Here is a 23,641-nt window from a genome sequence, read left to right on the forward strand (position 1 = left end):
AAGGCCGAGCACCGCTTCCCGCGCAAGATTCACGGCTTCCGGGTGAAGGCGCGCTCCGAGCGCCTCGAGTGGCAGGAGGACGAGATCCTCGTCCTCGCCGATGGCTTCACCCGAAAGACAGCAAGTGAGCTCGAAACGCTCGATCTGCCCGGCGTGGTGGTGACCGCCGAGGACGAAGACGAGGGCAACGTCTACCGGCTCGGTCGGTACCATCTCGCAACCGCGCTGAACCGCCCGGCCACCTACACGCTGCAGGTCGGCTGGGAGCACCTGCGCGTCACGCGCGGCGACAAGGTGCGCTTCGTGCACGACGTGCCGCTGATCGGCGTGGGGCAGGGGCGCATCAAGGCAATCACCGTGGGCGGCGACGGGTTCGTCGACAGCCTCACGCTCGACGATGTCTTCGACATGGAGCAAGCCGGCTTCCGCATGCTGGTCCGGAACGTCGGCGGCAATCAGAGCTTCACCGCGTTTTCCCCGGTCGATCCCCAGACGCGCGTCTGGACGCCGGCCACCAATGTGGCGGCGGGCGACATTGCGGTCGGTGACCTGGTGATCGTCGAAGAGCTGACGCAGGAAAGCGTGGACCTCATTGTCACCAGCGTGCGGCCAAAGCCGGATGAGAGCGCCGAGCTGCAGTTGGTGGACGCGGTGCCCGCCGTCCTCGACGCGGACAGCGGGGCAATCCCGCCCTACAGCCCGGTGATCACCGAGCCGCGCGATCCGGCCACCGCAGGTCTGCCACCGGCGCCGGTGGTGATCTCGGCCTATTCTTCGAGCCTCACCCAGATTGTGCTGCCCGATCTGTCGGTGCGCCCGCGCATCGCGGTGCAGCTCGCGCCTTTCGTGACTGGTTCGGCGGCCGAGGGGATGACCCTGCAGCTGCGGTGGTCCGACGCCGAGGCCGAGGCCGCATGGGTTTACGGGGAAAAGGTCGCCGCGGGCGAATACACCCTGCTGACGAGCGCGCTCGAGGAGGGTGAGAGCTACCGCGTCGAGGTGAGCGCGGTCGGGGCGGATGGGAAGACGCGCGGCTGGGTCTCTGCGGGTGTGGTCACGGCCACCATGGCGCCGCCGGCGCCGCCGCTGATCTCGGCCAATGCTGTGGCCTTCGAGATCCCCGATGCGGCAGGCAGGGGCCGGCGTCCCGGCATCCTGCTGAGCTGGGCTGTCCCGCCCAACAAGTCGCTTCGGGTGACCTGGCAGCTGCGCATTGCAGCGACGGGCGCACTGGTGCAGCGCGGGCTCTTCGCCGAGGCCTCCGAGGGCAGCGTGCTGATCTCCGATGGTCTTGTGCCCAATATCGCCTATCAGGTCAGGGCAAGCTTTGTGACAGGCGCGTCCGATCAACGATGCTGGACGAGCTGGATGGACGTGACGACCGACGACGTGCGGCTTGTCAGAGACGATCTCGATACAGCGCTCACAGACCAGCTCGACGAGGCGTCGACCGTCGCCAACCAGGCACTTCAGGACGCGGAAGACGCGCATCAGGCGGCAGACGCGGTGTCGGATGAGCTGGACGCGGCGGTGGCGAGCCTCACAGTCGATTATGACGCCGCGCAGAAGGCGGCGCAGGACGCCCAGACGGCGCGTGACGCGGCGGTGCTTGCCAGGAACAGCGCAGCGGCTTCCAAGGCGGATGCGGCGCTGTCCGAAGCTCGTGCAGGTGAAAAAGCCGATGCTGCGTCTTCCTCGGCCAGCGCGGCGGAATCGAGTGCTGACAAAGCCGTGGAGCAGGCGAGCGCGGCGACAGCGGCCAAGAACGCCGCCTCTACCTCCGCAAGCAACGCCTCCACATACGAGCAGCAGGCTGCGGCCGCAAAGCGGGATGCCGAAGGGGCAGCGGCGGCGGCCGCCTCCTCCGAAGAGCTGGTGGCCAGCACCGCCGGGCTCTACGTGCACCCGTCTGACTTCGCGCTCGACGGCAAATTCTGGTCGGACGCGATTGCCGGTGATCCCAAGGCGAAGCCCGACAAGACCGACGCGTTCCGCGACACGCCGGAAGGCCGGGTGATCTACAGAAGCCTCCCGTTGGCGAGCAACTCGCACCTGGTGCCGAAGTTCTACCTGCGCAACGCGCCGGGCAAGACGTTCCGCATGACGCTTCGGGCGCGCTATGTGGGGGCACTGGGAGACCAGACAAATGCGGCTCTGCGCCTGCAGTTCCGTCGCATCAACGGCGACTTCAGCAGCACGACTACAGCTTGGACGAAAGACTGCATCTTCGCAGCCGCGAACACGGTCGAGACGTTTGAATACGAGATCACCGATCAGAACGGCCTCACCCCATTGATGCTCGGCTTTGCCTATTGGCCCTCGGCCTATACCGGCACGGGCGACGTCGAGGTGCTGAGCTTCGAGGTCGAGGACGTGACCGCGCAGAAAGAGGCGCAAGACGCCGCCGCAGCAGCAGCCGAGAGCGAAAGCAATGCTGCAGCCTCCGAGAGCGGGGCGTCGCAGGCGGCCAGTGCTGCGGGCACCAGCGCATTCAATGCCAATACCAGCGCCGGTCAGGCTTCGACCTACGCGGGGCAGGCGGCAACGGCCAAGGCAGACGCAGTCGGCGCGGCCAACAGCGCGTCCGAGTTCAGCCGACTTGCATCGATCACGCAGCGGGCGGCGAGCACGCGCAATCTGGTGGTGCAACCGGATGTGAATGACGTGCCGGTGGGCGCTCAGCCGGAGTTTTGGAACAACCGCGCGACCGTGGTGGACGGGCGCCCCGGTGGCGTGCCCGTAATCGACCGCAGCCTTGATCTCTCCGACGGCGCAGCGGTTGCGCCTTGGTATGTCGGCAACCCGGTCGGCCGCAAATATCGCTTCAAGGCCACGGTTCGGACGATCGACACCGGGGCAGTCTCGCGGTTTACGCTTCGGGGGGAAGACGAAGCGGGCAACCCGTTGCAGACGGTGGGTTCGTTCAATTTCCCCGCCGGGCAAGCGTGGGCCGTGTTCGAGGACGTCATCGAGGTCACGCAAACCAGCTACGTGAAGTTCGCCCCCGGCTTTGATCTGACCGACGGCGGCACAATCCGGGTCTATGACTTCCAGTGCCACGACGTGACCGAGGAGGAGAATGCCTCGGAGGCCGCTATGGCGGCCAATACGAGCGCGGCGAACGCCAGCACCAGCAAGGACCAAGCCGGCAGCTTCGCGGGGGCCGCGTCCTCCTCGGCGCAGACCGCTACCACACAGGCCGGTTATGCCTCGAACTCCGCAAGCCAAGCGGCCCTTAGCAAGGGAGCTGCGGACGACTCGGCGGTGGCGGCAGCGACCTACTCGCAGACCGCCGCGCGCATCACAGGGCAGGGGGTAGGGTGTCTCGCAGACGCCTACTTCGACACCTACGGAGATGCGGGGTCGATGTGGCTCGATTTCTCCAATGGTCCGACCTACACGCCAGGCGACAATGAAATCTTTCCCGTCGGTAAATCGCTCAACTACAACTACACCGACCTGACGGCTAACGTCGGCGTTCGGATGCAGACTTCCATGGGGTGGGTCGGGCCGCAGAACGAAGAAGCCTACGTGGTGGAGGCCCTGTTCACCTACATTGGTGGCGCTGGCATTAGTGGCGCCGGGGTGCTGCTCGACTGGAACCACAGCAGCGGCGAGAGCCGGGCAGTGGTCAGGCTCGAAGACATGATTAATGGCCCTCTGAAGGCCGGTGTGCCCACGCACGCCTCGGCTATCCTCAAGCGGCCCGCCAGCTTCCCCGGCGGCTTCACGAGCCACGATATGTGGTTCATGGTTCAATACGATGGGAACGGGCTCGGGCCGGTCGATCGCAAGCACTTCAAGCTGCATTACCTTCAAATCCGGGCGGCCACGCCGCAGGACCTGCAGAACCTCGACACGGCTGCCACCGTGACTCAGGACACCCAAACGCTGGCTACGCTCGATGGCAAGGTGCGGGCCAGCACTGGCATCACGGCTGCGGTCACCAGTGCTGGCAACACCGAAGTCGCTGAACTGCGGCTGACTAGCTATGACGACCCGGATGGTTCGAGCGGCTCGGCTGTTGTGCTTAAGGGTGATGACGTCATCGCTGATGGCACGCTCACCACGCGAAAGCTGGCGGTCGGCTTCGGGGGAAACCTGCTCACGAATACTGGCTTCTGGGCGGGGCTCAACGATTGGCGAGCCTACGCGAATGGCAACGTCGGGGCACAAACCAACTTTGCGATACGCCCGCCTGGGCAGTCTTTTGCTGGCCTCCGCTATCCCACTTTGATGATGCGCCAAGACGGGACGGCCACGGACGGCTACACCGATTTTTCGTCTGACCCTGCTTATACTGCGGACGGGGATGGTGGGCTTGGGGCTCCTGTGACGCCAGGTAAGCGCTACGAAGCGACGCTTTATTGCTCAACGCACCGCTGCACCGGTCAGCTTCGCATCCAGTGGATCGACGAAGCGGGCAATACCATTGGCTATGCTGGCCCCTCGGGGATCGCCACTGCATCCAGTGATAGCAGCAACCCGGACAAGTGGCCGCGCTACGTTGTTCGAGGGACCGCGCCGACGAATGCCTGTTACGCGCGGATCCACATTCGCAAGCTCGGGACACTCTCAAGCACGAGCAGTTACCTGTTCATCCACAAGCCGATGCTCTGCGAAATACCCGACAACGCCACCGAGATGACCCCCTATGGTCCTGGCGGCGCGACGTTCATCGACGGGGCAACGGTCAAAACCGGGTCGCTCTCAGCGCTTGCCATCGGCGCGGACAAAATGAATGCTCGCTTCCTCGAGGTCACCGAGTTGCTCGAGCTGGACGAGGCCACCGCCGGATTTGCCATGGGCAAGGCTTCGGCCCTCGACTATGGCAACGACGGTATCTACCTCGGACGCACCAACGATGATGGCACGATTGGTTTCGGCCTGCTGGCTGGGCGCGCGCAAAACGCGCAGGGCTATCCCGAATACATCCAGGCGACCAAGAGCGGTGGCCTGCAGTTGGTCAACGCCAAGCACTTCCGCGACCTGACGCAGGCCGTCCCTCCGACCATGGTCACGACCTCGCAGACCATCAACCTGACTGCAGGCTCCACGGCGCTCAACCTCGAGATCCAGGGCGGCGGCTCTGGCGGTGCATCGGGTGGATCGGATTACTACATGACGGCTGGCTCTGCCGCGACCGGCAAGGCCGGCGGCGCCACCACGGTCAAGCTCTACGACGGCACCACGCTCAAGAAGACGTGGACCGCGGCAGGCGGTGCGGAAGTCGCAAACCGCCGCAGCAGCAAGGACGGCAACTGGGGCGAGGCCTCGGCCTTCGCTGCCGGCGGCCGGGATGGCGACTTCCCCGACAACAACGGCGCGCCGGGTAGCCTCGGCTCCGGTGGTGGCGGCGGTGGCGGCGGTAGCCGTGGCGGCGATCGCGGCCTAGCCGGCGACTTCATCACGATCAACGATTTCAACATCAGCTCCTACGCGGCGCCCAAGATCGTCATCACCATTGGTGGCGGAGGCGCAGGCGGCACGAGCAGCAACGGCAATGGCGGCGCCGGTGGCTCCGGGGTCGTGCGCTACTCGGCTCTCGCTTCCGTGCGCAGCCGGGCGGACGTCATCCCGCTCGAGCCCACGGCCTACGGGACGATGAGCAGCCACGGCCCCTTCCCGAACCTCGGTGCGGGCTTCTGGATACTGACTTCAACGAGCACCGCCATAGACATGGGCAACGTCTCGATCAACGGCGCTGGTGCGATCCACCCGGCTCAAGACCGTCTCGTCTCGTTCGTCTCGAACAAGACCCCGGTCGTGATGACAACGCCCTACGTCAACCGCACGATTAGCTACCAATTCTTCAAGATGGGAGACTGACATGCGCCTTTACTACGATGAGGGCACCGGGGCGCCGACGTTCACCGCCAACATTCGGGAGGGCAACCCCGGCCCGCCCGGACCCTACGTCGAAATATCGGACGACATTGGCGACCTCACCACATGGCGGGTCAACCTCTCCACGTTGGAACTGGAGGCGGTCGAACTGCCGGCGGCTCCAGAAGACGTTACAGCCGAACGTGACCGGCGCATCAACGGCGGCTTTACCTTTGACGGGGTGGTCTATCAGACCCGCCCCGAGGATCGCGAGAACATGGCCGGCGCGGCGACCAGCGCGCTCGCGGCGATCACCGACGGGGCGCAAGCGGGTGACCTTCGCTGGCACGGCGGGGGCAGCGATTTCGCGTGGATCGCGCAGGACAACACGCTTGTGCCAATGGATGCGCAGACGATGCTCTCCTTTGGCCAAGCCGCAATGGCGCACAAGCAGGCGCACATCTTCGCGGCCCGCGCGCTGAAAGACCTGCCGGAGCCGCCGAGCGACATCACCGACGACGCGCTCTGGCCAGCGTAACCGGCTCAGCTCACTCGACCTGCAGGCCAGCCTGCAATGACCCCGCCGCCGGCGGGCTTTTTCATGGGAAGGAAGACAATGCCCAACATCAAGTTCGACAGCACCGTCAGCACCGGCAATATCCTGTCGATCCTTGCGATGATGGTCACCGTGACGGCGGGTTATGTGACGCTGACGAACACACAAGAGAGCCAGGCGATGTCGATCGCAAGGCTTGAGGAAGGCTCGCGCGGACTCGACGCGCGCTTGAGGGCGGCCGAGCTGACCCAGGCGGGGCAGGCGTCGGACCTGCGCAGCATCCAGGCGACGCTGTTGAAGATCGACAGCAAGCTCGATCGGATATCTCAACAGGGGAGGTGAGCGCGGCAGCTCATCCATACGAGGACGATCTTGTGGTCGCCTGAAATGGATGGCCTCGGATACGACTTCTTGGCAAGAACCGCCGCGCCCTTAGACATACCGCGACGAGCCTCGCCGCGTTCCCGAGGTGGAACAGCGAATTTGACGCGTTCCTGAGTTGGAGGAAAGTGAGCGCGGCGCCCGGCCTCGTCTGGCCAGATAATCCCGCTAGAGATTGAAATTCCGAGACCTGAACCCTCCCGAGATTTGGGGATGAAGAAGGGGGTCAGCGCCGCGCTCGCGACTCGACTAAACGCTGAACTCAGCATTGTCACGCCCCGCCGTTGCGCGGGGCTTTTTCATGGGAAATCGCAATGAGACAGGAAATCCGCGCCCTCCAGGCGGGGGCGAATGCGCTCGGCTTCTCGGCCGGGCCTGAAGACGGCCTCTGGGGGCCGCGCACCGAGGCAGGAATGCTCGCGCTGCTGGCGGCGCACGAGGGCCGCTGGGGTGATGCGGTCGGGCAGATGCATCAGGCGATCATCAACCTCGGCTATCTCTCGGCGGGACCGGTCAGCCGCGTCTGGACGCCAGAACTTGACCGCGGGCTGCGCGCCTTGGTCGAGGCCGATGGGATGCCGCGTGCAGGTGCGATTGTCGAGGATGTCACGGTGTCGCCTGGCTGGGGCGGCTGGGTCTCGCACGAGAGGCAGTTGCTGCAAGGAGGCGCCGGCTACCTGGTCAGCCTGTTCGCGCTGCATACCACGGCCACCTCGGAGACCTGGTGGAGGGGGAAGTCCAACCGGCAGATGTTCGAGGAAGTGCGGAGCTGGCACCTCGCCAACGGCTGGCGCGACATCGGCTATCACGGGCTGATCTTCCCAGATGGTGAGGTCATCGAAGGCCGCGCCTGGTCCGAGATCGGCGCGCATGTCATCGGCCACAACGCGGGCTCTCTAGGCTATTCGATGGTCCCGGTGAAGACCGTGACGCACATGGGCGCGGCCGAGGATTTCTACACCGCCGAGACACTCGCCGCGATGCGGGGCGTGATCGGAAAGGCCTGCAACGCCACGCAAATCCGCCGGATCGCCGGGCACAACGAATTTGCGAACAAGCTCTGCCCGGGCTTCAAGGTCGAGGACAGCGCGTGGGCACCGACCGGGTGGGCCGCATGACCCGCGCCGTCCACTACCGCGACCGCAACGCGTTCCTGCAAGACCGGGTGCCGGGGTCATTCTGGATCAGCGGGCCAGAAGAGCAGGGCGACCAGAGCTTCCTCTTCTTCTGCCCTTGCGGCTGTGGCGACAAGCCGGTGCTGAAGATCGGCAACGGCTTCAAGCCGAAGCAAGGCCCGAGCTGGTGCTGGAATGGCTCGACCGCTGCAGCCGAGCTCGCGCCCTCGGTCAATTGGCAAGGCCACTGGCACGGCTGGCTTCAGGCGGGCGTCTGGCGCGCCTGCTGATGCCCTTTCTCCCAATCACCGACTGGCGTCTGGCGCTGGTCCTCTCTGCGGCGCTCTGCCGCCTTCCGAAAGGTATCCAAGATGGACTTCTTCAAAGCTCTCCTTTCCAGCCCGGAGCTGGTGCAGGCGATCGCCGGGCTGCTCGGCATCGCGCTCATGCTCCTCATCAACCGCGGCGCGGCGGCCTTCGAGGCCTTCACCGGCATCAGGATCGAGGCGGCGGCGCGTGAGGCGTTGCATTCGGCGATCAAGTCGGGTGTCGAGGCGTCGCTGCTCGAAGGTCCGGACGCCGGATTCGAGGTGATCAAGGCGCATGCGATTTACCATGCGCAACAGTCCGTGCCGGATGCGATCGCGCGGTTGGTGCCTGGCGACGGCGTGCTCGATCGCCTCGCGCTGCGCTATTACCGCGAGGCCATGGATCGGGTCGGGGTGCAGATCCCCGCGTGAGGGGCGCCCGTCTACTGGTTGACAAGAGCCCGGCCGGCGTGCCGGGCTCTCGTGTCTTGATCTCGTTTTGTTCTCATTCTAATCTGCGGCTCATGTGGACGCGGAAGAAAACAATAATCGCGGGCATGGCGCTCATTGACGATTGGACGGTCTGCAAAGATCGCCAGCCGGTTGGCCGTGTCTACCTGACCCACATCAGCGATCCAGTATTGAACTGGATGTGGATCGTCCAGGTCGCACCCGTGGGGCAGGGCTATTCGCCGAGCTTGGCCGAGGCTTTGGAAGAGGTCCGGCGGCGCGTCGGGTGATCCACCGGGCCCGGGTTTTCTGAACGCGGGCCGCGTGGCCGCTGTAAGCCCAAAGCTGCCGGGTGTGCCTAGCGCAACATGATGGCCTGTCGGGCGCACAAAGGGGCGGATTCCGGACTTTCGCTGCGAGCATGAGCCGATTAAGTACCCTTGGCTAAAGCAGACGTACTGCATACGATAGTAGCCGCCAAGAACTCCACGTTGGTAACTTTCGATGATCGGAAAAGAATAGTGTTTTATCGCGCAGCATTGGATATTGGAGAGAACACCGCTCCTCCAAACCGATCCTTTCTAAGCTGCATGCGATTTGTCGCTGACGTTGCGACGCCTGCTGTCTTCTATCTCAACAACGAATGGGTGAAGCAGGAAGCGCTTGGCCTCTACCAGGGGAACCCCAAAGCGCTCGAAATACCCGCCTTAGTCTATCTGAAAGAGGGGTCTTGGGAGAAACCTGCAGATTCTGAGACCGGCGCGATGTCGGGTATCGTTGTGCCAAAGCGAGAGTTCGTGCTTTCGGCGTCGAAAATGGTTCATAAAGCCCACCTTAGAGACAACGGATTGAACGCGCAAACCGCCATTCTTTGTCTGGCGGCTGTAGGGTTGGAAGTCATGTTGCCCAATGTCGCATTCGATCTGGTCGCGGATGAGGAGATTGAGGAAATAAAAGAAAAGCTCAAGGAAGAGCGGCACAGCTACCTTGAAGTGGCCTCAAAGCTGGCCCAGCAAGCATACGATGGCCTGAAGTGTGGCGATTACATTGACGTAATGCGATGGGCTGAAAGCGAAACAGCATTTAGTTTGGCCCCGAAAGCAACACTCATTGAAGAGCGGGTTTCTTCTTTGGCAGCCCGTCAGTTGCGCCGAGCCGGCTACTCCTTTTGGAAAGACGGGGTTCCGGCTATTGGTGCGGCGTACGTTGCCGGTGGCCTTGTGCCTGCGGGAGCAGTTGCCGGTCAAGCAGCGCTCAGGACCTTGGTCGAAACCATTAGCGCGGGGCGATCAGAGAGGCTATTGCCAGAAATCGCGTACGCGATGAAAATCAGCAAAGAACTACAAAGACTAGAGTAAACCTGGCCTGACTAGGTTTGGTTCGGGGGCTATTGAGATGCAAGTGATCGCGGAGAACAGTGAAACATTTATTTTGCTGAACGGGATAAGTGTTCGCTCCGAAATTCAGCTTGAGGAGGGCTTGCTGCTTCAACCTGCCGACACCTCGCACATTGACTTCAATACCGCAATTTCAGCTTGCGCCCAACCAGATGACATTGCAGTTGTACTGGCATTCATTCCGCGCATTAGTTCTCAGTTTCACATAAGCGCACCTTCGCCCCGTGTCACTGCTGCAAAAGCGTGGAACTCAAGCTGGGATGCATTATTGTTATCTGCCATCTTCCATACGGAGATCGGATTTAATATCCAGTCAAGCAACTCCGCCATGGACATATCTTCGCGCAGCAGTCTCCGGGCGATCCACCGCTATATGAGCGGCTTCAATGAATCTGTACCCTACACCCTTACCGACAGTGACACCGCTTGGATATCAAGACACTTCTCTTCTGCTCGTACGTTGCTTGAAGACGACCGTTTCCAAACGGCGGTGCAATGCCTCTCAACTTACCATTGGCACCCTAACCCACGAATAAAATTAGCTATGATTTGGGCTGGAATTGAGGGAATTTTTGAAGTCAGTTCAGAAATACGCTTCAGGATCAGCTTGTACATGGCGCGATTTCTTCACCCTGACAATGAACTCGAGAGGAAAGAAACCTATCATAAAGTGAAAAAGCTATATGATGTGCGATCTAAGGCGGTCCACGGCGCCAAGTTGAAGGGGGATTTGCAAGTCGCATCCACCGATTCAGCCAACCTATTGAATGCTCTGATTACTAAGTGCATTGAAACACGTTCGCTACCATTGGAAGCAGATTTGGTGCCATGACTGTAGCAGCTTGGTCTTGCCGTGAATGGCGGCAATGCGGGCTGCGAACGCAGCATCGCGGTTAGGTGCAAGATGTCCGCTCAGAGCCTTCTCTGCCCGGCAGACCCACTCGCCTGGGCGTCCAGCACGCTACGCCGCCGCAAGTCCGCTTCGAGGCCTGTACCCCTCTCCGATATTCTTACAATGTGTTTAACAACGCAAAACACTGGAGCCCCTCGATGAAAAACATAGCGCGTATCTTCGGTGACCCGAACCAAACAATAGTGAATAATATTTCTGCGCTTGTTGACGAATTTAGAGGCAGGGACATTGTTTATAATTTTTGGAGCGAAAGTGAATTTCTGGAAGTGGCACAGAAAGATATGGATCGAGCTGGAATTCAATACTGGAGAGAAATTTTGGACCGGGCTCACTTTGCGAGCGCAACCTCGATCATCAGAACAGTTAACTGGGTAAGAGCAATATCACATTCCTTTGAGGACAGTAACTTTTTGTCGTTTATGTCATCAGTGCGCGCGCTCACAGAGTTTTCCGGAGACGCAGTCCATTCCCTAAATCCGGTGCCGCTTACGATAGCTGAAAACAGCTCTGCCATTAGTAGAATGCTTAGAGGGGGGTCGACAACTTTTGTCACTTCTACTGATTTGGAAGACTCATTGATCCACTTTACCCATGCCAGAAAGCTGAAGAAAGGTGACGCAACTGCTGAAAGTCATCGAGCCGAGCAAACCCATGTGTATGTCAAAAGCTTGGAGCCCTACGCACCAAAAATTTACGAGATGTATATGGTCCTTTGTGGTTACGCTCATCCAGCAGCACAGTCAGTTGGGGCTCACATGAGACCACTCAACGAAAACGACTGGTCGCTGACGGTAGACCCTGGAAAAGATTTGATTTCCTCATTTATTGAGGAATGGCGCAGCCAGTTCTCTGAATTGCCTATGTTGGCAACAAATCAGGCGCTTTGCACGCTGAAGGTTTTGAGTGTTATTGATGAGCGGCGCTATGGAAGCAGATTTATGTCCAAAGTGGACTTATCCGGAATACCGCTCTGGTTGAAATGTGCCTCTCACCTCGATTTTTGAAAATTTCGCCACAAAGCTTCTAAAAGTAAATGCTAGAGAAGACGAGCGTCTACTCTGTCCTGCATTGCGGGCTCTTGCCCTGCCAGGCCATGCTGCACGATGCCACCGATGGCCGGTTTGGGGCAGCTGCACCGCGGCAATAGCCAACCCGGCGAATGTCCGGATAGGGCCGTAGGGCGCCTTACAGGCCATCGAGGCCATCGCGACTTAGTTGCAAGCAGCCTGAACGATGTAGTATGAAATGCTCCCCTCTACGAGCGGCGCCATTGACGCTCGGTCGTTGATGTTCGCTTTCATCTCATCGAACGTGTCGCCCTCTCCCATGTATCTGAACGTCGCGTTAACACAATTGACTTCCCTCGCAGTGAATGAGGTTCCGCTGGGACCAACCCTTTTTCCAACAACAACGAGAGCGGATCTCCCCTGTCCAACATCCATGACCTCAATGTCGTACGTCGCCTTAGGATCACTTGGTACAAGGACCCTTTCTGCAAGCGCTATGGTTGAAGTGCACAGAACCAGAGCAATGCCTAACGCTGATTGAAAATAGTTCATCTTAAACCCCTAAAAAATTGGATGCATTTTAGAATCTCAACAATGCCTTCCGGCTCTAATAAATCAAGTGTCTATCTGCTGCTCCCCAGTGCGCATCTCGGCACCAGCGTCGTCCTCACCTCCAAATTCCTTGGGTCGTGCAGGACCAGAGAAAAACGTTTCCGAATGGCTGCAACGGGGGCGGGACAAGCCATGCCCCCCCTCCAAGCGAAAGTCGGCTGTGGGCCGGACGCGTAGGTCCTGGCAGCCGCAGCCTGCCGCAGGTGCGCTGCTGCCGCATGGCCGCTCCGATCCCCGCAAGCGGTCATTTAGTCGCTGCCGGAGTTAGGCTCATGGTGCGATTTCAGCGCCCTGCCGAGCGACTTTTGCTACGTCAAGGCTGAGTGCAGGATCCTCTTCCTCCAGCGCATTTAGTGGAAACCAACGAGCCTCCAAGGCATCATCACCTGCAATCGGCTCACCAGATGTCCAAGCGCATAGGACGGCCACAAGGACGTAGTGATGGCGAACCGCTCCCTCCTCATCATGATCGAAAGCGTCCACTGCCGTAAAAACTCGCTGCGCTGTCGCGCGTATGCCAGTTTCCTCATAAAGTTCTCGGATCGCGGCATCTTGAAGGCATTCGCCGAGGTTTACTTTCCCTCCAGGAAAGCCCCACTTGCCTACATCCGGCGGGTTGGCGCGTCGCACCAGCAGCACGTGGTCATCTCTGAACACTGTAGCGATTGTCGCGACGACTGGCCGGACCGGACCAAGCTCCATGTTGCTCATGTCCGCTGGCATGCTGACTCCTTTGGGCTAGACTAGGCGGAGCCGTCCCTAGGAAAGGGGGAGGGCTGACTTGGATAGACACGCATTTATTGATGAATGGCAAGTTTGTCCCGCTGACTCCCCCTTCGCACTTCGAGAATGCTGCGCGATGTCCTAACGGCAAGTCTGTTGATTCCGCACAGCGGCGCCGATCCGTGTTCGCAATGGCCGGAGTGGGCCTGGCGCGCCTATGAAGTGAGGCGCTCCGGCTCCACCGGGCAAGATCGCTTCCTGCGCCTTGGAAGCCGACCTCGCCGGTTTGCTGGACTAGGGTTGCTCGACTGCCCGCATGCCGAACTTCCCCCTTCGCTCTAGGCGCTTTTTCGGACATGCGGACCCTCTTCGCTCTCCCTTGCGAAGTCTTGCTCTTTCTCCTGATCGTTAACCATTGGTTTACCCTCTGGGGATACGCTGGGAAAAGACAAACGGAGGAAGCCGGATGCCTGATACGATGTCCCTGAGCGAGGTCCTACTGGACTACATCACTCGGTACGGCCTGACCCCGAAAGCGAGAGCGTATCTTCGGCAGCGCGCCGAAGAAGAGTTGGGCATGAACGACTTCCAAACGCCCAGTTTCCTCCGAGTGCCGCGTGGGTGAAGTGTGGTTTCCCAGCCTTCCGTGGGTGAAGTGTCGTTGTGGGATGCGGACCAACAAGGAGAATGGCCAGCATGCCAGACCTAGAGCGAAGGGCGAGGCGGTTGTGGGTGATAACGATAACCGCCTTGGCAGTGTGGGGACTTGCGCTGATCGGCCTCGCAGTCGTGCTCATCTCTATTTCGACAGGATGAAGCGCCAGACTAGGCACTTTCGCATGAACTGCCCTGCCGGCCCCTCATCCATAGAGCGAAGCGAGTTTGCTGGACTCCGCCCGCATGGCCGCCGTCAGCCCGAACTTGCCTTTCGCGCGGAGATGCACGTTGCAGAAAAGCGGACCTTCACTGCGAGCGAATGGCACGGCAGGGCGGCGGGACTTTCCTTTCGTTCCCCACACTAGACCGATTTGTTCTGCGGTCGCGAGAAGTCGCAAAGGCAAGGCGGGAAGTGGTCGTTCGCCGCATCGCCGAGGCGGGCGGGAAAGCCCTCTTTGCCATCGTCTTCTTGTTGCACCCTTAGAAAAGGTTATTCCTGAACTTAAGGGAAGTTAGGCTCGGAACCGTGATTGCACATCGAACATGCTTGGGTCTTCCGCTCACCACTTCCTGCAAAGGGCTGAGGCCAGTAGTGCGGGGCGTTTTTTTTCTTGGCAGTCGCAGATGTCTACGATAGTTCATCTCGCGGCTAAGTGGTGAAACTTTAACGAAAACGCAGAATGCACTTCCCAATCTTTTTGAAGCGCCCTTTGGTTTCCAGTGCATGCGTTTGTATGGTTCGCAACGAACAAGACATTATCGAACCCTTCGTGCGACACAACACGCGCTTCTTCGATTTCATGCTCATTCTGGACCACGCATCGACCGACGCGACGCGCCGCATTCTGAGCCAGTTGAGCAATGAGTTGGGGAACGTCTTAGTTCGGGATATTGCGGACCCGGCGCAACGCCAAGGCACGTTTGTTACCGATGCGTTGCACCGCTTGAGCAAGCTAGCGCGGCCGGATATCGTGGCCTTTCTCGATGCCGATGAGTTCATCGGGGTCGATGACCGGCATGATTTCCTAAAACGCTTCCGGAAACTGCGTGTCGGGCGTGGCTACCGCCTGCCCTGGAAGACCCTGATTCCTGATCCTCAGGCAGCTTCCGAGGGCGAGCTACTAGACCGTTTCGGTCTTGTCAGAAATCGAGATCTTCCGAGTAGTTACAAGGTCCTCATACGTCTTGGCGGCAGACACTATCCCGACCTTCGTATCGCGCAGGGTAATCACAAGGCGCACCGGGATAGGAAGCGGATCAGCGCGCCCAAACTGGATACGCCGGTCATCTTTCACATTCCGGTCCGCAACTCCGAGCAGATCATGGCGAAGGGCGTGCTGTCCTGGGCCGCAGAACTGGAGCGCCGTAAGCACAAAGGCGAAAAAGCGAGCGCTGGGACCGCTGGTCAATGGCGCATGCTTCACGAGCAGTATCAGGCTGGAGATCGCGTTGCGACTAGCGAGCAGTTAGCCGCGATCGCGACCAGCTATGCGCAGACCGAATGCAGCAGCGATTGGCGCGAAAGGACCTCTTCCACAGATCTGCGCCTTAAACGCCCTCGGCGCTACTCGGATGGCACGTCGCTGCCGCTGGAGGAACTCGTCGCCCGTAAGGCCGATCGCATGAGGCAGCTTCAAGCCGAGGCTGATCAGTTCCCAACTCTTGACCTCGCACTACTACGGGGCGTGTCCGACCTGCTGGCTCCGGCCAAGCTGAAGACCTACTGCTCCGACGATAAAACCGCAGCCGACTATATCCTTGTGAGCGGCTCCGAAACACCAAAAGGCCCGCCCGCGTCACGCCGCACAGTCGCCTTGGCGCTCGATATCGCGGCATTGTCACCGCCCGCGCTGGCGAAGCTTCAGGCCTCGGATGCAGACACACTCCTGATAGCGGCCTCGGGAGCAACTGCGGCCAACTGGCGTCCCAGCAAGAGACGTTTCCTGAAAATGGTGGGCCGTTTGAGGAAGAGCGGTTGGAACGTGGACCAAAGCCTTAGCCTTGCCCTGAGGGTCCTCTCCGATCTGCCAAGCCACTCTGCCAGCGCCTTGGTTATGCGTCGATATGCATGTCGCGGCCCCGCGCTGAAGCTGTTCGATAGTCAAGCTTTCAGCTGATGCGCTCCTACTGAACGGCAGCTTTCGGATAATGAGCTCAGTGGCGGCAGGTCCGCTTACTGCGCACATCCGCCCCCGGCGAGCGAGACCCGCGCCGGAAATCGTGGTCCACATACGGTATGAGCCGTTTATACCATATGGACCGGCTCGCCTAGCAAGTGGGCCATATGGCTATCGATATTAAGAGGAAATTTGGGGCTTCGGTAAGCTCGCCAGTGCTTGAACCCCGGGGCGAAAACAACGCCTAAACCTGTCGTCGAGCACGGAATGGACCAGCTTCGACTTAGCGATCCTTCGTGACTAGGTCAGTGGAAATGGGGCTCAGCTAGTGCATGCTAGAAAAGAAAAAGGGCGCGAAACCGCGCCCCAATGATCGGCAAGTTCTAAGCGATCAAGCCGGTGCGCCCAGTTATGTGATGCTTGACCAACGCGGGCCTAAGAGCTTCCGCCTTCATTCTCCCACCGCGGCACGCTCTCCCCGCGGCGGGTCAGTTCTTTTCCGCAGTATCGGGATGTTCGACGGGAGGGTCGCTCATTTGCTTACGAGACGGATCGGCCTCACCGGCCGCTTGGTCCTCTTTCTCTTGGGCGTACTTTTTGCGGAGATCGTCATCTGCTTGGCGAGCAAGGTTGACGCTCGGCTTGGTGTCGGAACCCATGGTGGGGTCCTCCATATCACCGCATGGAAAATACCGTGCGGATAGTATTGATGTGGGGTCGGGGATGCACGAAGGCAAGTTGAGTATGGCTTCCTGCCTCGCATCGCACGGACAAAGCTAAGACAAATATTTTTACGAAGTGCGTTCTGGTTCGATGAACCTGCGTGAACCTGATTTACTTGGGTAAGTGGGTGAAAAAGGCTCTTTAAGAAGAGTGTCTTCGACCAAACATCAATAGCTTGGCGAGCCCCCGCTTCGTTTACACCGAAGATGTCGGGGGTTCGAGTCCCTCATCACCCACCATTTTCAATCACTTAGCGACCTCGCCGTCTTATGCTTCGCAATTTCGGGAAGCTGGTTTCCGAAATCTGGTAGCAGCAGCACTGTTTCGCGGTTCATTGACTCAACCTCCGCGCGTTTAGCGTGATGCTTCGACATGCACTCAGACAGGTGGCCGAGCATTTCCTGAACAGGCTGGATGCCGCTGAACAGCTCGGGGCTTCGGACAACGGAGTTGACGACGATTGTCGCGTTCGTCGTGCGCCGTCCGCGTTCTCTGTGCCGATTGGGTCTGCCTCCGGGATCTATTTCAGCAGGCTCGCCGCCATGCCAGAGACCTGGCGAAGCGGCAGGTTGATCAGGATCTTGATCGACAGGCAGAATTGTATGGTCGCATCGTAAGACGCCGCAGGCCTGCCCGGTCGAAGCGCTGTGTATTGGCACGAGCTCGGAACTGGGAGCCTCGCGCCGCGAAGATCGGCCGGACCAGGGCTGCCGCACAGATCGCGACGTCCCCGGAGGCGCGGACATGCCGCCCGGCCTCCGAGCCGTTTCGTCCAGACCGACCCTCGCCGTCGTGCTGCCGGGATCAGCGGTAGATCAGGGTCGGCAGCCACATGGTAACGCCCGGCACGAAGGTCACCAGAAGCAGCACCAGAACCAGCGGGATCAGGAAGGGCGCCGTCCCCGCGAGCGCGCGCTCGAAGGGGATGTTGGCGACCCGGCTCAGCACGTAAAGCACCATGCCCACAGGCGGCGTCAGCAGCCCGAGCATGAGGTTCAGCACCATGATCACCCCGAAGTGCACCGGATCGACACCAAGCTGAACCGCCACCGGCAGAAGCACCGGCACGAGGATGGTGATCGCCGCCACGGTCTCCATGAAGCAGCCGACGATCAGCAGCACGAGGTTGATCAGAAGCAGGATCACCCACGGGTTGTCCGACGCCCCCAGAAGCAGGGTCGCGGCCATTTCCGGAACCCGGTTCGAGGTGAGGATCCACGCGAAGATCGACGCGGCGCCCACCACCAGCAGCACCACCGAGGTGGTCTCGATCGTGTCGTAGCTGACCCGGATCAGGCGGCGCAGGGTCAGCGTGCGGTAGACCACGGCCCCGAGGAAGATCGCGTAGGCGCAGGCGGCCACCGCGGCCTCGGTCGGGGTGAAGGCTCCGGTGAGGATACCGCCGACGATGATCACCGGCGTCAGCAGCGACAGGAAGGCGCGCTTGAAGCTGATGGCGAGGATGCGGATCGCGAAGGGCTGGTCACGCTTGAAGCCGTCGCGGCGGGCGAAATAGGCCACCATGAGCATCAGCGCCACGGCCATGACCAGCCCTGGAATGAAGCCCGCGGCGAAAAGCTGGCCGATCGAGGCGCTGGCGACCACGCCGTAGATCACCATCGGCAGCGAGGGTGGGATGATCGGGCCGATGGTCGACGAGGCCGCGGTGATGCCGACGGCGAAGTCGGTCTTGTAGCCCGCATCGCGCATCGCCTTGATCTCGATCGCGCCAAGCCCGCCGGCGTCGGCCACCGCCGCGCCGGACATGCCCGCGAAGATCACCGAGGCGCCGACGTTCACATGGCCGAGCCCGCCGCGCATCCAGCCCACGAGCGACAGCGCGAAGTTGAAGATCCGCTCGGTGATCCCGGCGGTGTTCATCAGGTTGCCGGCGAGGATGAAGAAGGGCACGGCGAGCAGCGGGAAGCTGTCGACGCCGTTCACCATGCGATGTGCCACCACCATCGGCGGCACGGTGCCCGACAGGATGAACGCGAGCGAGGCCCCCGCCAGCGCGATGGCCACCGGCACGCCGATGAGGATCAGCACGAAGAGCAGGACGAAGAGAAGTGCGATTGTCATGTCCGGGTCCTAGTCGATGGCGCGGGTTTCATCCGCGTGGGCTTCGGGATCGATGAGCCGGCTGGTGCCACTGGTCAGGTGCCGCACGCCGTTGATCGCGGAATGGATCGCCATGCCCGCGAAGCAGAGCGCGACAAACCAGTAGACATAGGATTTGGGCACGTCGATCGAGACCATCATGCCCCCGGTGCGGGTGGCCAGCTGGCCCGAGAGCCAGGCGAGCGTCGCAAAGAAACCGGTGGTGATGAGGTCGATCACGCCCTGCATCAGCCGGCGCAGCGGGCGGGGCACCCAGCGGTAGAGGAACTCCACCGCGATGTGGCTGTGCTTGCGCGCCGCCATCACCGATCCGGCGAAGGTCACGGCGATCAGCAGGTAGCGGGCGATCTCCTCGGTCCAGCCCAGCGAGTCGTTCAGCACGTAGCGGGTGAAGAACTGCAGGAAGACCACGCCGGCCAGCACCCAGAACAGGGCCAGCACAAGCGCGTCCTGCCAGCGGATGTCGGAAAGGTCGATCTCCTGCGCGTCCTCTTCGGCGAGGTGCAGGGTGAAATCCTCGGGGCCGGTTTCGGGGCCGGACATCGGGCGCGTCTTGCCCGGGTCGGTGTCGTCATGCATGGGGGCGCCTAGTCTGAGGGTCGGTGGGCCGGGGGCGGCGCGACGGCCGCCCCCGGCGCGACGGATTACTGGCCGATGGCCTGCAGGCGGTCATAGGTCTCCTGATCCCAGGTCGCCATGTCGCCGTTGTGCACCGCCTTCACCGCCTCGATGAACGGGCCGCGATCCACCTCGTTGACCGTCACCCCTTCGTCGACGAACCACTGCTTGAGGTTGTTCTCGGCCTCGATCACCTGCTCGGTTGCGCAGGTCGCGGTGTCGTCCAGCACCTGCTCGAGCGCCGCCTGGTCCTCTTCCGAGAGGCTCGTCCAGGTCGGGCCGCCGACGATGGTCAGCAGCGCGTCGGTGATGTGGCCGGTGAGGTTGATGTCGGACTGCACCTCGTAGAACTTCTTGGCCTGGATCGTCGGCAGCGGGTTCTCCTGCGCGTCGACGGTGCCCTGCTGCAGCGCGAGATAGACCTCGGCAAAGGCGATCGGCGTGGGGTTGGCCCCGGTGGCTTTCGGGAACATCATGTAGAGCGGCGCGTTCGGCACGCGGATCTTCAGCCCCTTCATGTCTGCCGGGGTCAGGATCGGCTTGTTCGAGGTCACGTGACGCTGTCCGTAGTAGGTAAGCGAAGTCACGTGGTTGCCGGTGGCATCGGCGTAGCCCTGGGTCAGCTCGTCGAAGAGATCGGACGTGCGGTAGGCATCCCAATGCGCGTAGTCGCGGAACATGAAGGGCGCGCCGCCGATGGCGAGCGGGCCGTAGTAGCGCCCGGCAAAAAGCTGGCCGGTGTAAATGATGTCGACAGTGCCGAGGCTGAGCCCCTCGTTGATGTCCGACTCCTTGCCCAGCGTCGAGGCCGGGAAGACCTCGATGCCGAGCCGGTTGTCGGTGGCCTCCGTCAGCGCGTCATTCGCCGCCACCGCGCAGGTGTGATAGGGCTCGGCGGTCTCGTAGACATGCGCGAACTTGAGCACCCGCTCGGCCTGCGCCGACGCGGGCAACGCCGCTCCCAAAGCGGCCGCCGCCGTTGTTAGGAATGCCAGTGTCTTCGTAATCCGGGTCATTTGGTTCTCCTCCCTAAATTCCCAAAACCGTGGTCTTTTCAGCCGCCCACCACCTCCAATGGCGGGATGCCTTTCTCCTCTGCGAAGCGCGCCAGCGCCTCGACAGCCGTCTGATCGAGCGTCATGCCCTGCACCGCGCGGCGCCTGCCTTCCGCCCATTCCCTGTCCCCCGCCGCCATGACTTCGGCGCCCTGCGCGGTGCTTGAGCGGCGAATGGCGGTCCGGTAGCGGCGGAGCGTGGCGGTGAAGACCTCGAGCCCGGCAAAGGCCGCCGGGTCAAAGGCCATGACGAAGGCGCCCAGCCCGCGCGGGGTGGACATGTCGTCGGAGATCATGCCCGGCAGCTCGAAGCTGAGCGGGGCACCCGAGAGCGCGGTGCTGAGGATTTCGGAGATCCCCGCCAGCCCCGCGCCCTTGTAGCCGAACTCGCCGCCGAGCGGTGCGAGCATCTCGGCGCGCTCGGGGTCGGTGACGTTCTCGCCAAGCCCGTTCGAGGCCGTGTCTTGGGGCAACTCGATGCCGAGCGCGCGGCTGAGTTGCACCTTGTTGAAGGGGATGGCGCTTGTCGCCATGTCGAAGAGCCAGGGCTCCTCGCCAATCCCGGCGGGACCGGCCATCGAGATCGGGTTGGTACCGTGGAATTTCTCGGCCCCGCCGTGCAGGCGAACAAAGCTGTCGGAGTTGCAAAAGCAGAAGCCAAGGAGCCCCTCTTCGGCGATAGCGCGCGCGTAGGCCCCCGCCGCACCGAAGTGGGAACTGGCCCGGATCGCCACCGCGCCCGAGCCGCTGGCGCGGGCCAGTTCGACCGCCTTGTCGACGGCCGCATAGGTGGCCCGCGCGCCATGCGCATCGCCGCCGTCGAGCAGCGCGGCGCCGGCGCTTTCGCGGACGAAACGCAGCTCTGGTGCGGGGTTCAGTCGGCCTTTTGTGAAACCATCGAGGTAATGCGGCAGCAGCCTGTATCCATGGGTGTCGACCCCAAGCGACGAGGCATGGCTGAGCGCCCTGATGACCGCCGTCCGGGTTCGATCATCGCAGCCGGCTGCGGCCAGCGCGGCGTCGGCGAAGCGTTCCATTTCGGCCTGCATCACCCGCTCGGGCGGGCGCGGCGCGGCGCTCGCGGCACTGTCCTGCGCCAGGTAGTTCTGCGTGGTGTCCCGGATATGGCTGCGCATCAGGGTCTCGGCCGCCTCGGTGTCGCCGTCGGCGACCAGCGCGGCAAGCTGCTGGTGCTCCGCCAGGGAGCGTTCGTTCAGCTCATGCTCGCGGCTCAGCTTGTTGCGCAGCGCCTGGATGCGGAAGGACAGCATGTGATGCGTCTTTTCCAGGTAGACGTTGCCGCATTCGGCAAAAATCGCGTGGTGGAAGGCGTTGTCGAGCAGCTTGTAACTGCGTGCGTCGCGGGTGGAGAGCGCCTCGGCCATTTGCGCGGTGATCTCGCGCAGGCGGGTGGCGAGCGGCAGGGCGCGGCGGGCAATGGCGAGCCGCAGCGCCTCGGTTTCGAGCATTTCGCGCAACTCGCCGAGACTGCCGATGTCCTCCTGCGACATTTCGAAGACGCGCGGGCTGCGGTTGGGCCTGGTGGTGATCATTCCCTCGCATTCGAGCTGCACAAGCGCCTCGCGCAGGGGGATCTTCGACATGCCGAGACTCGCAGCCAGCTCGGATTCCCGCAGCGCAGAGCCCATGGGCAGATCGCCAGAGATGATCTGCTCCCGGATCGCCTCGCGGGCTCGGTCGGAGAGCTTCGGCGCGCCGTCACGCAGGGTCGGTCCATCCACGGTAATGCCTCCTCAACATGACCAAACGGTATATGGTATACCAACGTTGGGTCAACTGTGATCTTAGGCTTCGGCGGGGCGGCGTGTCAGACCAACGCACATTCAACAAGGCAACCCTCCAGCCGCCAAGATCGAGCGTGAGATTGGTGGGCCGCACGACGGCACCCAAAACTGCCTTTCGACAGGAGGGCTGCGCGAGGCGCTACCGAGACCTGGGCGCCAGGAACTTCGTCCGAGGCCTGCGGCCGGGAGCAGGGTCGAAGTTTGCCCAGGGCGGTCAGGGCAAGACTACGGCCGCCGCAGAAGCGCCTGCGCCGCGATGATCGACGCGAGCTCTCCGGAAGTGCATCAGACCCAATGCCGCTGCGTCGCGCCGATTGGGGCAAGGGCGCGCAGGGCTAGAAGATCCCGATCCGCGTCGCCAGCCGTTTCCAGTCGCGCATTCGCTGGTCCAGGTCGTGGTTTGCGGCGTTGGCCGTGGCGTGGATGAGCAGGCCGGTCGCTGCGGTCAGCCCGAGGAGCGACTCCAGGAAGAGCCCCGTCTTGGACGGCGTGTTGATCACCGCGTCGGTGACCTCATGCGCCCAATGGCAGTACTCATCAGTCACCACCACCACCGTCCGGCCTTGCTCGCGCGCGAGCCGCGCGATGGTCTCGCATTCGGCTGCATAAGGGATGACATCGATCACAAGCAGGCAGCTGCTCCCGGGGGCAGGGGGGTCGAGCCATTCGGACAGCATGCTGTCATGGCCCGACAGGAACCGCACGCGCGGGCGGGCGAGGGCGAGCCGGCGGGCGGTGTCCTCGGCAAGGCCGCGCACGGTCTGGAAGCCGGTGACATAGACCTCATCGGCCTCGCGCAGGTAGCGTTCTGCGGCCTGGAAGGCGGGGCTTCCCATCTTGGAATAGACGGTGCTGATCGCGCGCAGCTCGGCGGTCATCTGCTCCTGCCAGTCCTCGGGCAGCTCGAAGCCCTCCTCGGCGAGGCTCTCGCCGGTGACCGAGTAGCGGTGCCGCAGCATTGCCTTGAACTCCTTCATCCCGGCGCAGCCGAACCGGCGCAACATCCGGCCCACGGTGATCTCGGCAACCCCCGCCTTCTGCGCGATTGACTTTCCTGTCTCGTAGGAGATCGAGTTGAGGTTGAGCAGGAAATACTGCGCGACCTTCGCCTCCTGCTTGGGCAGCGAGGCCATGCCTTCTTCGACTTTGCTCACGAATTCATCAATCGGAGCCTCGGCGTAGGATGCAAACCCCTGCGTCATGGCGGATCTCCATATGACAGAAAACTAACATTTGACGAAAATGACAGTAACGAAC

At 61.8% G+C, this 23,641-nt stretch carries 18 protein-coding genes, 1 tRNA gene and 2 pseudogenes; 12 read left to right on the forward strand and 9 right to left on the reverse strand.

Translation table 11 applies throughout. The features are described 5' to 3' along the window. The 10 genes and pseudogenes from G0D83_RS17345 to G0D83_RS17390 form a co-directional block, all read left to right on the forward strand. A pseudogene (locus G0D83_RS17345) lies at positions 1-5,829 on the forward strand (hypothetical protein); the annotation flags it as partial. A 1-nt stretch (position 5,830) separates the two neighbouring features. Next, a complete protein-coding gene (locus G0D83_RS17350) occupies positions 5,831-6,364 on the forward strand; it encodes a DUF4376 domain-containing protein (protein ID WP_164196042.1) in 534 nt (177 codons plus the stop codon). A 78-nt stretch (positions 6,365-6,442) separates the two neighbouring features. Beyond that, positions 6,443-6,724, forward strand: coding sequence for a hypothetical protein (locus G0D83_RS17355; protein WP_108968689.1), 282 nt, complete (start codon positions 6,443-6,445; stop codon positions 6,722-6,724). A gap of 353 nt (positions 6,725-7,077) precedes the next feature. Further along, entirely contained in the window at positions 7,078-7,881 is an 804-nt protein-coding gene (locus tag G0D83_RS17360) for an N-acetylmuramoyl-L-alanine amidase (RefSeq protein WP_164196044.1), read from the forward strand. Beyond that, positions 7,878-8,168, forward strand: coding sequence for a DUF6527 family protein (locus tag G0D83_RS17365; RefSeq protein WP_164196046.1), 291 nt, complete (start codon positions 7,878-7,880; stop codon positions 8,166-8,168). Before G0D83_RS17360 ends, G0D83_RS17365 begins: the two co-directional genes overlap by 4 nt. Positions 8,169-8,249: 81 nt before the next feature. Next, positions 8,250-8,618: a hypothetical protein gene (locus tag G0D83_RS17370; protein ID WP_235958123.1), complete on the forward strand. Its 369-nt coding sequence runs from the start codon at positions 8,250-8,252 to the stop codon at positions 8,616-8,618. 125 nt (positions 8,619-8,743) lie between these two features. Further along, positions 8,744-8,926 carry a hypothetical protein gene (locus G0D83_RS17375; RefSeq protein ID WP_164196049.1) on the forward strand — a complete coding sequence of 61 codons (183 nt, stop codon included), beginning with the start codon at positions 8,744-8,746 and terminating at the stop codon, positions 8,924-8,926. Positions 8,927-9,127: 201 nt separating this feature from the next. Beyond that, on the forward strand, positions 9,128-9,994 hold the full coding sequence (locus G0D83_RS17380) for a hypothetical protein (RefSeq protein WP_164196050.1): 867 nt from the start codon (positions 9,128-9,130) through the stop codon (positions 9,992-9,994). 37 nt (positions 9,995-10,031) lie between these two features. After that, on the forward strand, positions 10,032-10,865 hold the full coding sequence (locus G0D83_RS17385) for a HEPN domain-containing protein (RefSeq protein ID WP_164196052.1): 834 nt from the start codon (positions 10,032-10,034) through the stop codon (positions 10,863-10,865). A 218-nt stretch (positions 10,866-11,083) separates the two neighbouring features. Continuing rightward, positions 11,084-11,950 (forward strand): hypothetical protein, encoded by an 867-nt coding sequence (locus G0D83_RS17390; RefSeq protein WP_164196053.1) that lies wholly within the window; start codon positions 11,084-11,086, stop codon positions 11,948-11,950. A 207-nt stretch (positions 11,951-12,157) separates the two neighbouring features. Here the strand turns inward: G0D83_RS17390 and G0D83_RS17395 are convergent, their stop codons facing one another. Continuing rightward, entirely contained in the window at positions 12,158-12,505 is a 348-nt protein-coding gene (locus G0D83_RS17395) for a hypothetical protein (protein WP_203595618.1), read from the reverse strand. Positions 12,506-12,835: 330 nt separating this feature from the next. Next, complete coding sequence (locus G0D83_RS17400) at positions 12,836-13,288, reverse strand: NUDIX hydrolase (protein WP_164196054.1); 453 nt, start codon at positions 13,286-13,288, stop codon at positions 12,836-12,838. Between the two features lie 1,337 nt (positions 13,289-14,625). Here G0D83_RS17400 and G0D83_RS17405 point away from each other — a divergent pair. Next, positions 14,626-16,062, forward strand: coding sequence for a glycosyltransferase family 2 protein (locus G0D83_RS17405; protein WP_164196055.1), 1,437 nt, complete (start codon positions 14,626-14,628; stop codon positions 16,060-16,062). A 488-nt stretch (positions 16,063-16,550) separates the two neighbouring features. Here the strand turns inward: G0D83_RS17405 and G0D83_RS17410 are convergent, their stop codons facing one another. After that, entirely contained in the window at positions 16,551-16,721 is a 171-nt protein-coding gene (locus G0D83_RS17410) for a hypothetical protein (RefSeq protein WP_164196056.1), read from the reverse strand. A gap of 181 nt (positions 16,722-16,902) precedes the next feature. Here G0D83_RS17410 and G0D83_RS17415 point away from each other — a divergent pair. Continuing rightward, positions 16,903-17,024: transfer RNA gene (locus tag G0D83_RS17415), tRNA-Val, on the forward strand. Between the two features lie 284 nt (positions 17,025-17,308). Here G0D83_RS17415 and G0D83_RS17420 read toward each other — a convergent pair. The 6 genes and pseudogenes from G0D83_RS17420 to G0D83_RS17445 form a co-directional block, all read right to left on the reverse strand. Continuing rightward, positions 17,309-17,422 (reverse strand): annotated as a pseudogene (locus G0D83_RS17420) (transposase); the annotation flags it as partial. Between the two features lie 167 nt (positions 17,423-17,589). After that, positions 17,590-18,867 carry a TRAP transporter large permease gene (locus G0D83_RS17425; RefSeq protein ID WP_164196057.1) on the reverse strand — a complete coding sequence of 426 codons (1,278 nt, stop codon included), beginning with the start codon at positions 18,865-18,867 and terminating at the stop codon, positions 17,590-17,592. A gap of 9 nt (positions 18,868-18,876) precedes the next feature. Beyond that, positions 18,877-19,485: a TRAP transporter small permease gene (locus G0D83_RS17430; RefSeq protein WP_235940086.1), complete on the reverse strand. Its 609-nt coding sequence runs from the start codon at positions 19,483-19,485 to the stop codon at positions 18,877-18,879. A 65-nt stretch (positions 19,486-19,550) separates the two neighbouring features. Then, positions 19,551-20,540, reverse strand: a complete 990-nt coding sequence (locus G0D83_RS17435) for a sialic acid TRAP transporter substrate-binding protein SiaP (RefSeq protein WP_164196058.1) — start codon at positions 20,538-20,540, stop codon at positions 19,551-19,553. Between the two features lie 38 nt (positions 20,541-20,578). Beyond that, entirely contained in the window at positions 20,579-22,321 is a 1,743-nt protein-coding gene (locus tag G0D83_RS17440; RefSeq protein WP_370457257.1) for an Ldh family oxidoreductase, read from the reverse strand. A 398-nt stretch (positions 22,322-22,719) separates the two neighbouring features. Further along, the gene (locus tag G0D83_RS17445) at positions 22,720-23,586 is read right to left on the reverse strand and encodes a MurR/RpiR family transcriptional regulator (protein WP_164196059.1); all 867 of its coding nucleotides are present in this window, start codon (positions 23,584-23,586) and stop codon (positions 22,720-22,722) included. Between the last annotated feature and the right edge of the window lie 55 nt (positions 23,587-23,641).

It is taken from the genome of Salipiger sp. PrR003 (assembly GCF_010500785.1).
GTDB classification, from domain to species: Bacteria; Pseudomonadota; Alphaproteobacteria; order Rhodobacterales; family Rhodobacteraceae; genus Salipiger; species Salipiger pacificus_A.

What these genes read in the sequence shown, in the direction of transcription:
- G0D83_RS17350 (WP_164196042.1), top strand. Translation starts at nt 5,831, where the DNA reads ATGCGCCTTTACTACGATGAGGGCACCGGGGCGCCGACGTTCACCGCC.
- G0D83_RS17365 (WP_164196046.1), top strand. Translation starts at nt 7,878, where the DNA reads ATGACCCGCGCCGTCCACTACCGCGACCGCAACGCGTTCCTGCAAGAC.
- G0D83_RS17430 (WP_235940086.1), bottom strand. Translation starts at nt 19,485, where the DNA reads ATGCATGACGACACCGACCCGGGCAAGACGCGCCCGATGTCCGGCCCC.
- G0D83_RS17400 (WP_164196054.1), bottom strand. Translation starts at nt 13,288, where the DNA reads ATGCCAGCGGACATGAGCAACATGGAGCTTGGTCCGGTCCGGCCAGTC.
- G0D83_RS17405 (WP_164196055.1), top strand. Translation starts at nt 14,626, where the DNA reads ATGCACTTCCCAATCTTTTTGAAGCGCCCTTTGGTTTCCAGTGCATGC.
- G0D83_RS17445 (WP_164196059.1), bottom strand. Translation starts at nt 23,586, where the DNA reads ATGACGCAGGGGTTTGCATCCTACGCCGAGGCTCCGATTGATGAATTC.
- G0D83_RS17360 (WP_164196044.1), top strand. Translation starts at nt 7,078, where the DNA reads ATGAGACAGGAAATCCGCGCCCTCCAGGCGGGGGCGAATGCGCTCGGC.
- G0D83_RS17435 (WP_164196058.1), bottom strand. Translation starts at nt 20,540, where the DNA reads ATGACCCGGATTACGAAGACACTGGCATTCCTAACAACGGCGGCGGCC.
- G0D83_RS17355 (WP_108968689.1), top strand. Translation starts at nt 6,443, where the DNA reads ATGCCCAACATCAAGTTCGACAGCACCGTCAGCACCGGCAATATCCTG.
- G0D83_RS17425 (WP_164196057.1), bottom strand. Translation starts at nt 18,867, where the DNA reads ATGACAATCGCACTTCTCTTCGTCCTGCTCTTCGTGCTGATCCTCATC.
- G0D83_RS17385 (WP_164196052.1), top strand. Translation starts at nt 10,032, where the DNA reads ATGCAAGTGATCGCGGAGAACAGTGAAACATTTATTTTGCTGAACGGG.
- G0D83_RS17410 (WP_164196056.1), bottom strand. Translation starts at nt 16,721, where the DNA reads ATGGGTTCCGACACCAAGCCGAGCGTCAACCTTGCTCGCCAAGCAGAT.
- G0D83_RS17375 (WP_164196049.1), top strand. Translation starts at nt 8,744, where the DNA reads ATGGCGCTCATTGACGATTGGACGGTCTGCAAAGATCGCCAGCCGGTT.
- G0D83_RS17395 (WP_203595618.1), bottom strand. Translation starts at nt 12,505, where the DNA reads ATGAACTATTTTCAATCAGCGTTAGGCATTGCTCTGGTTCTGTGCACT.
- G0D83_RS17390 (WP_164196053.1), top strand. Translation starts at nt 11,084, where the DNA reads ATGAAAAACATAGCGCGTATCTTCGGTGACCCGAACCAAACAATAGTG.
- G0D83_RS17370 (WP_235958123.1), top strand. Translation starts at nt 8,250, where the DNA reads ATGGACTTCTTCAAAGCTCTCCTTTCCAGCCCGGAGCTGGTGCAGGCG.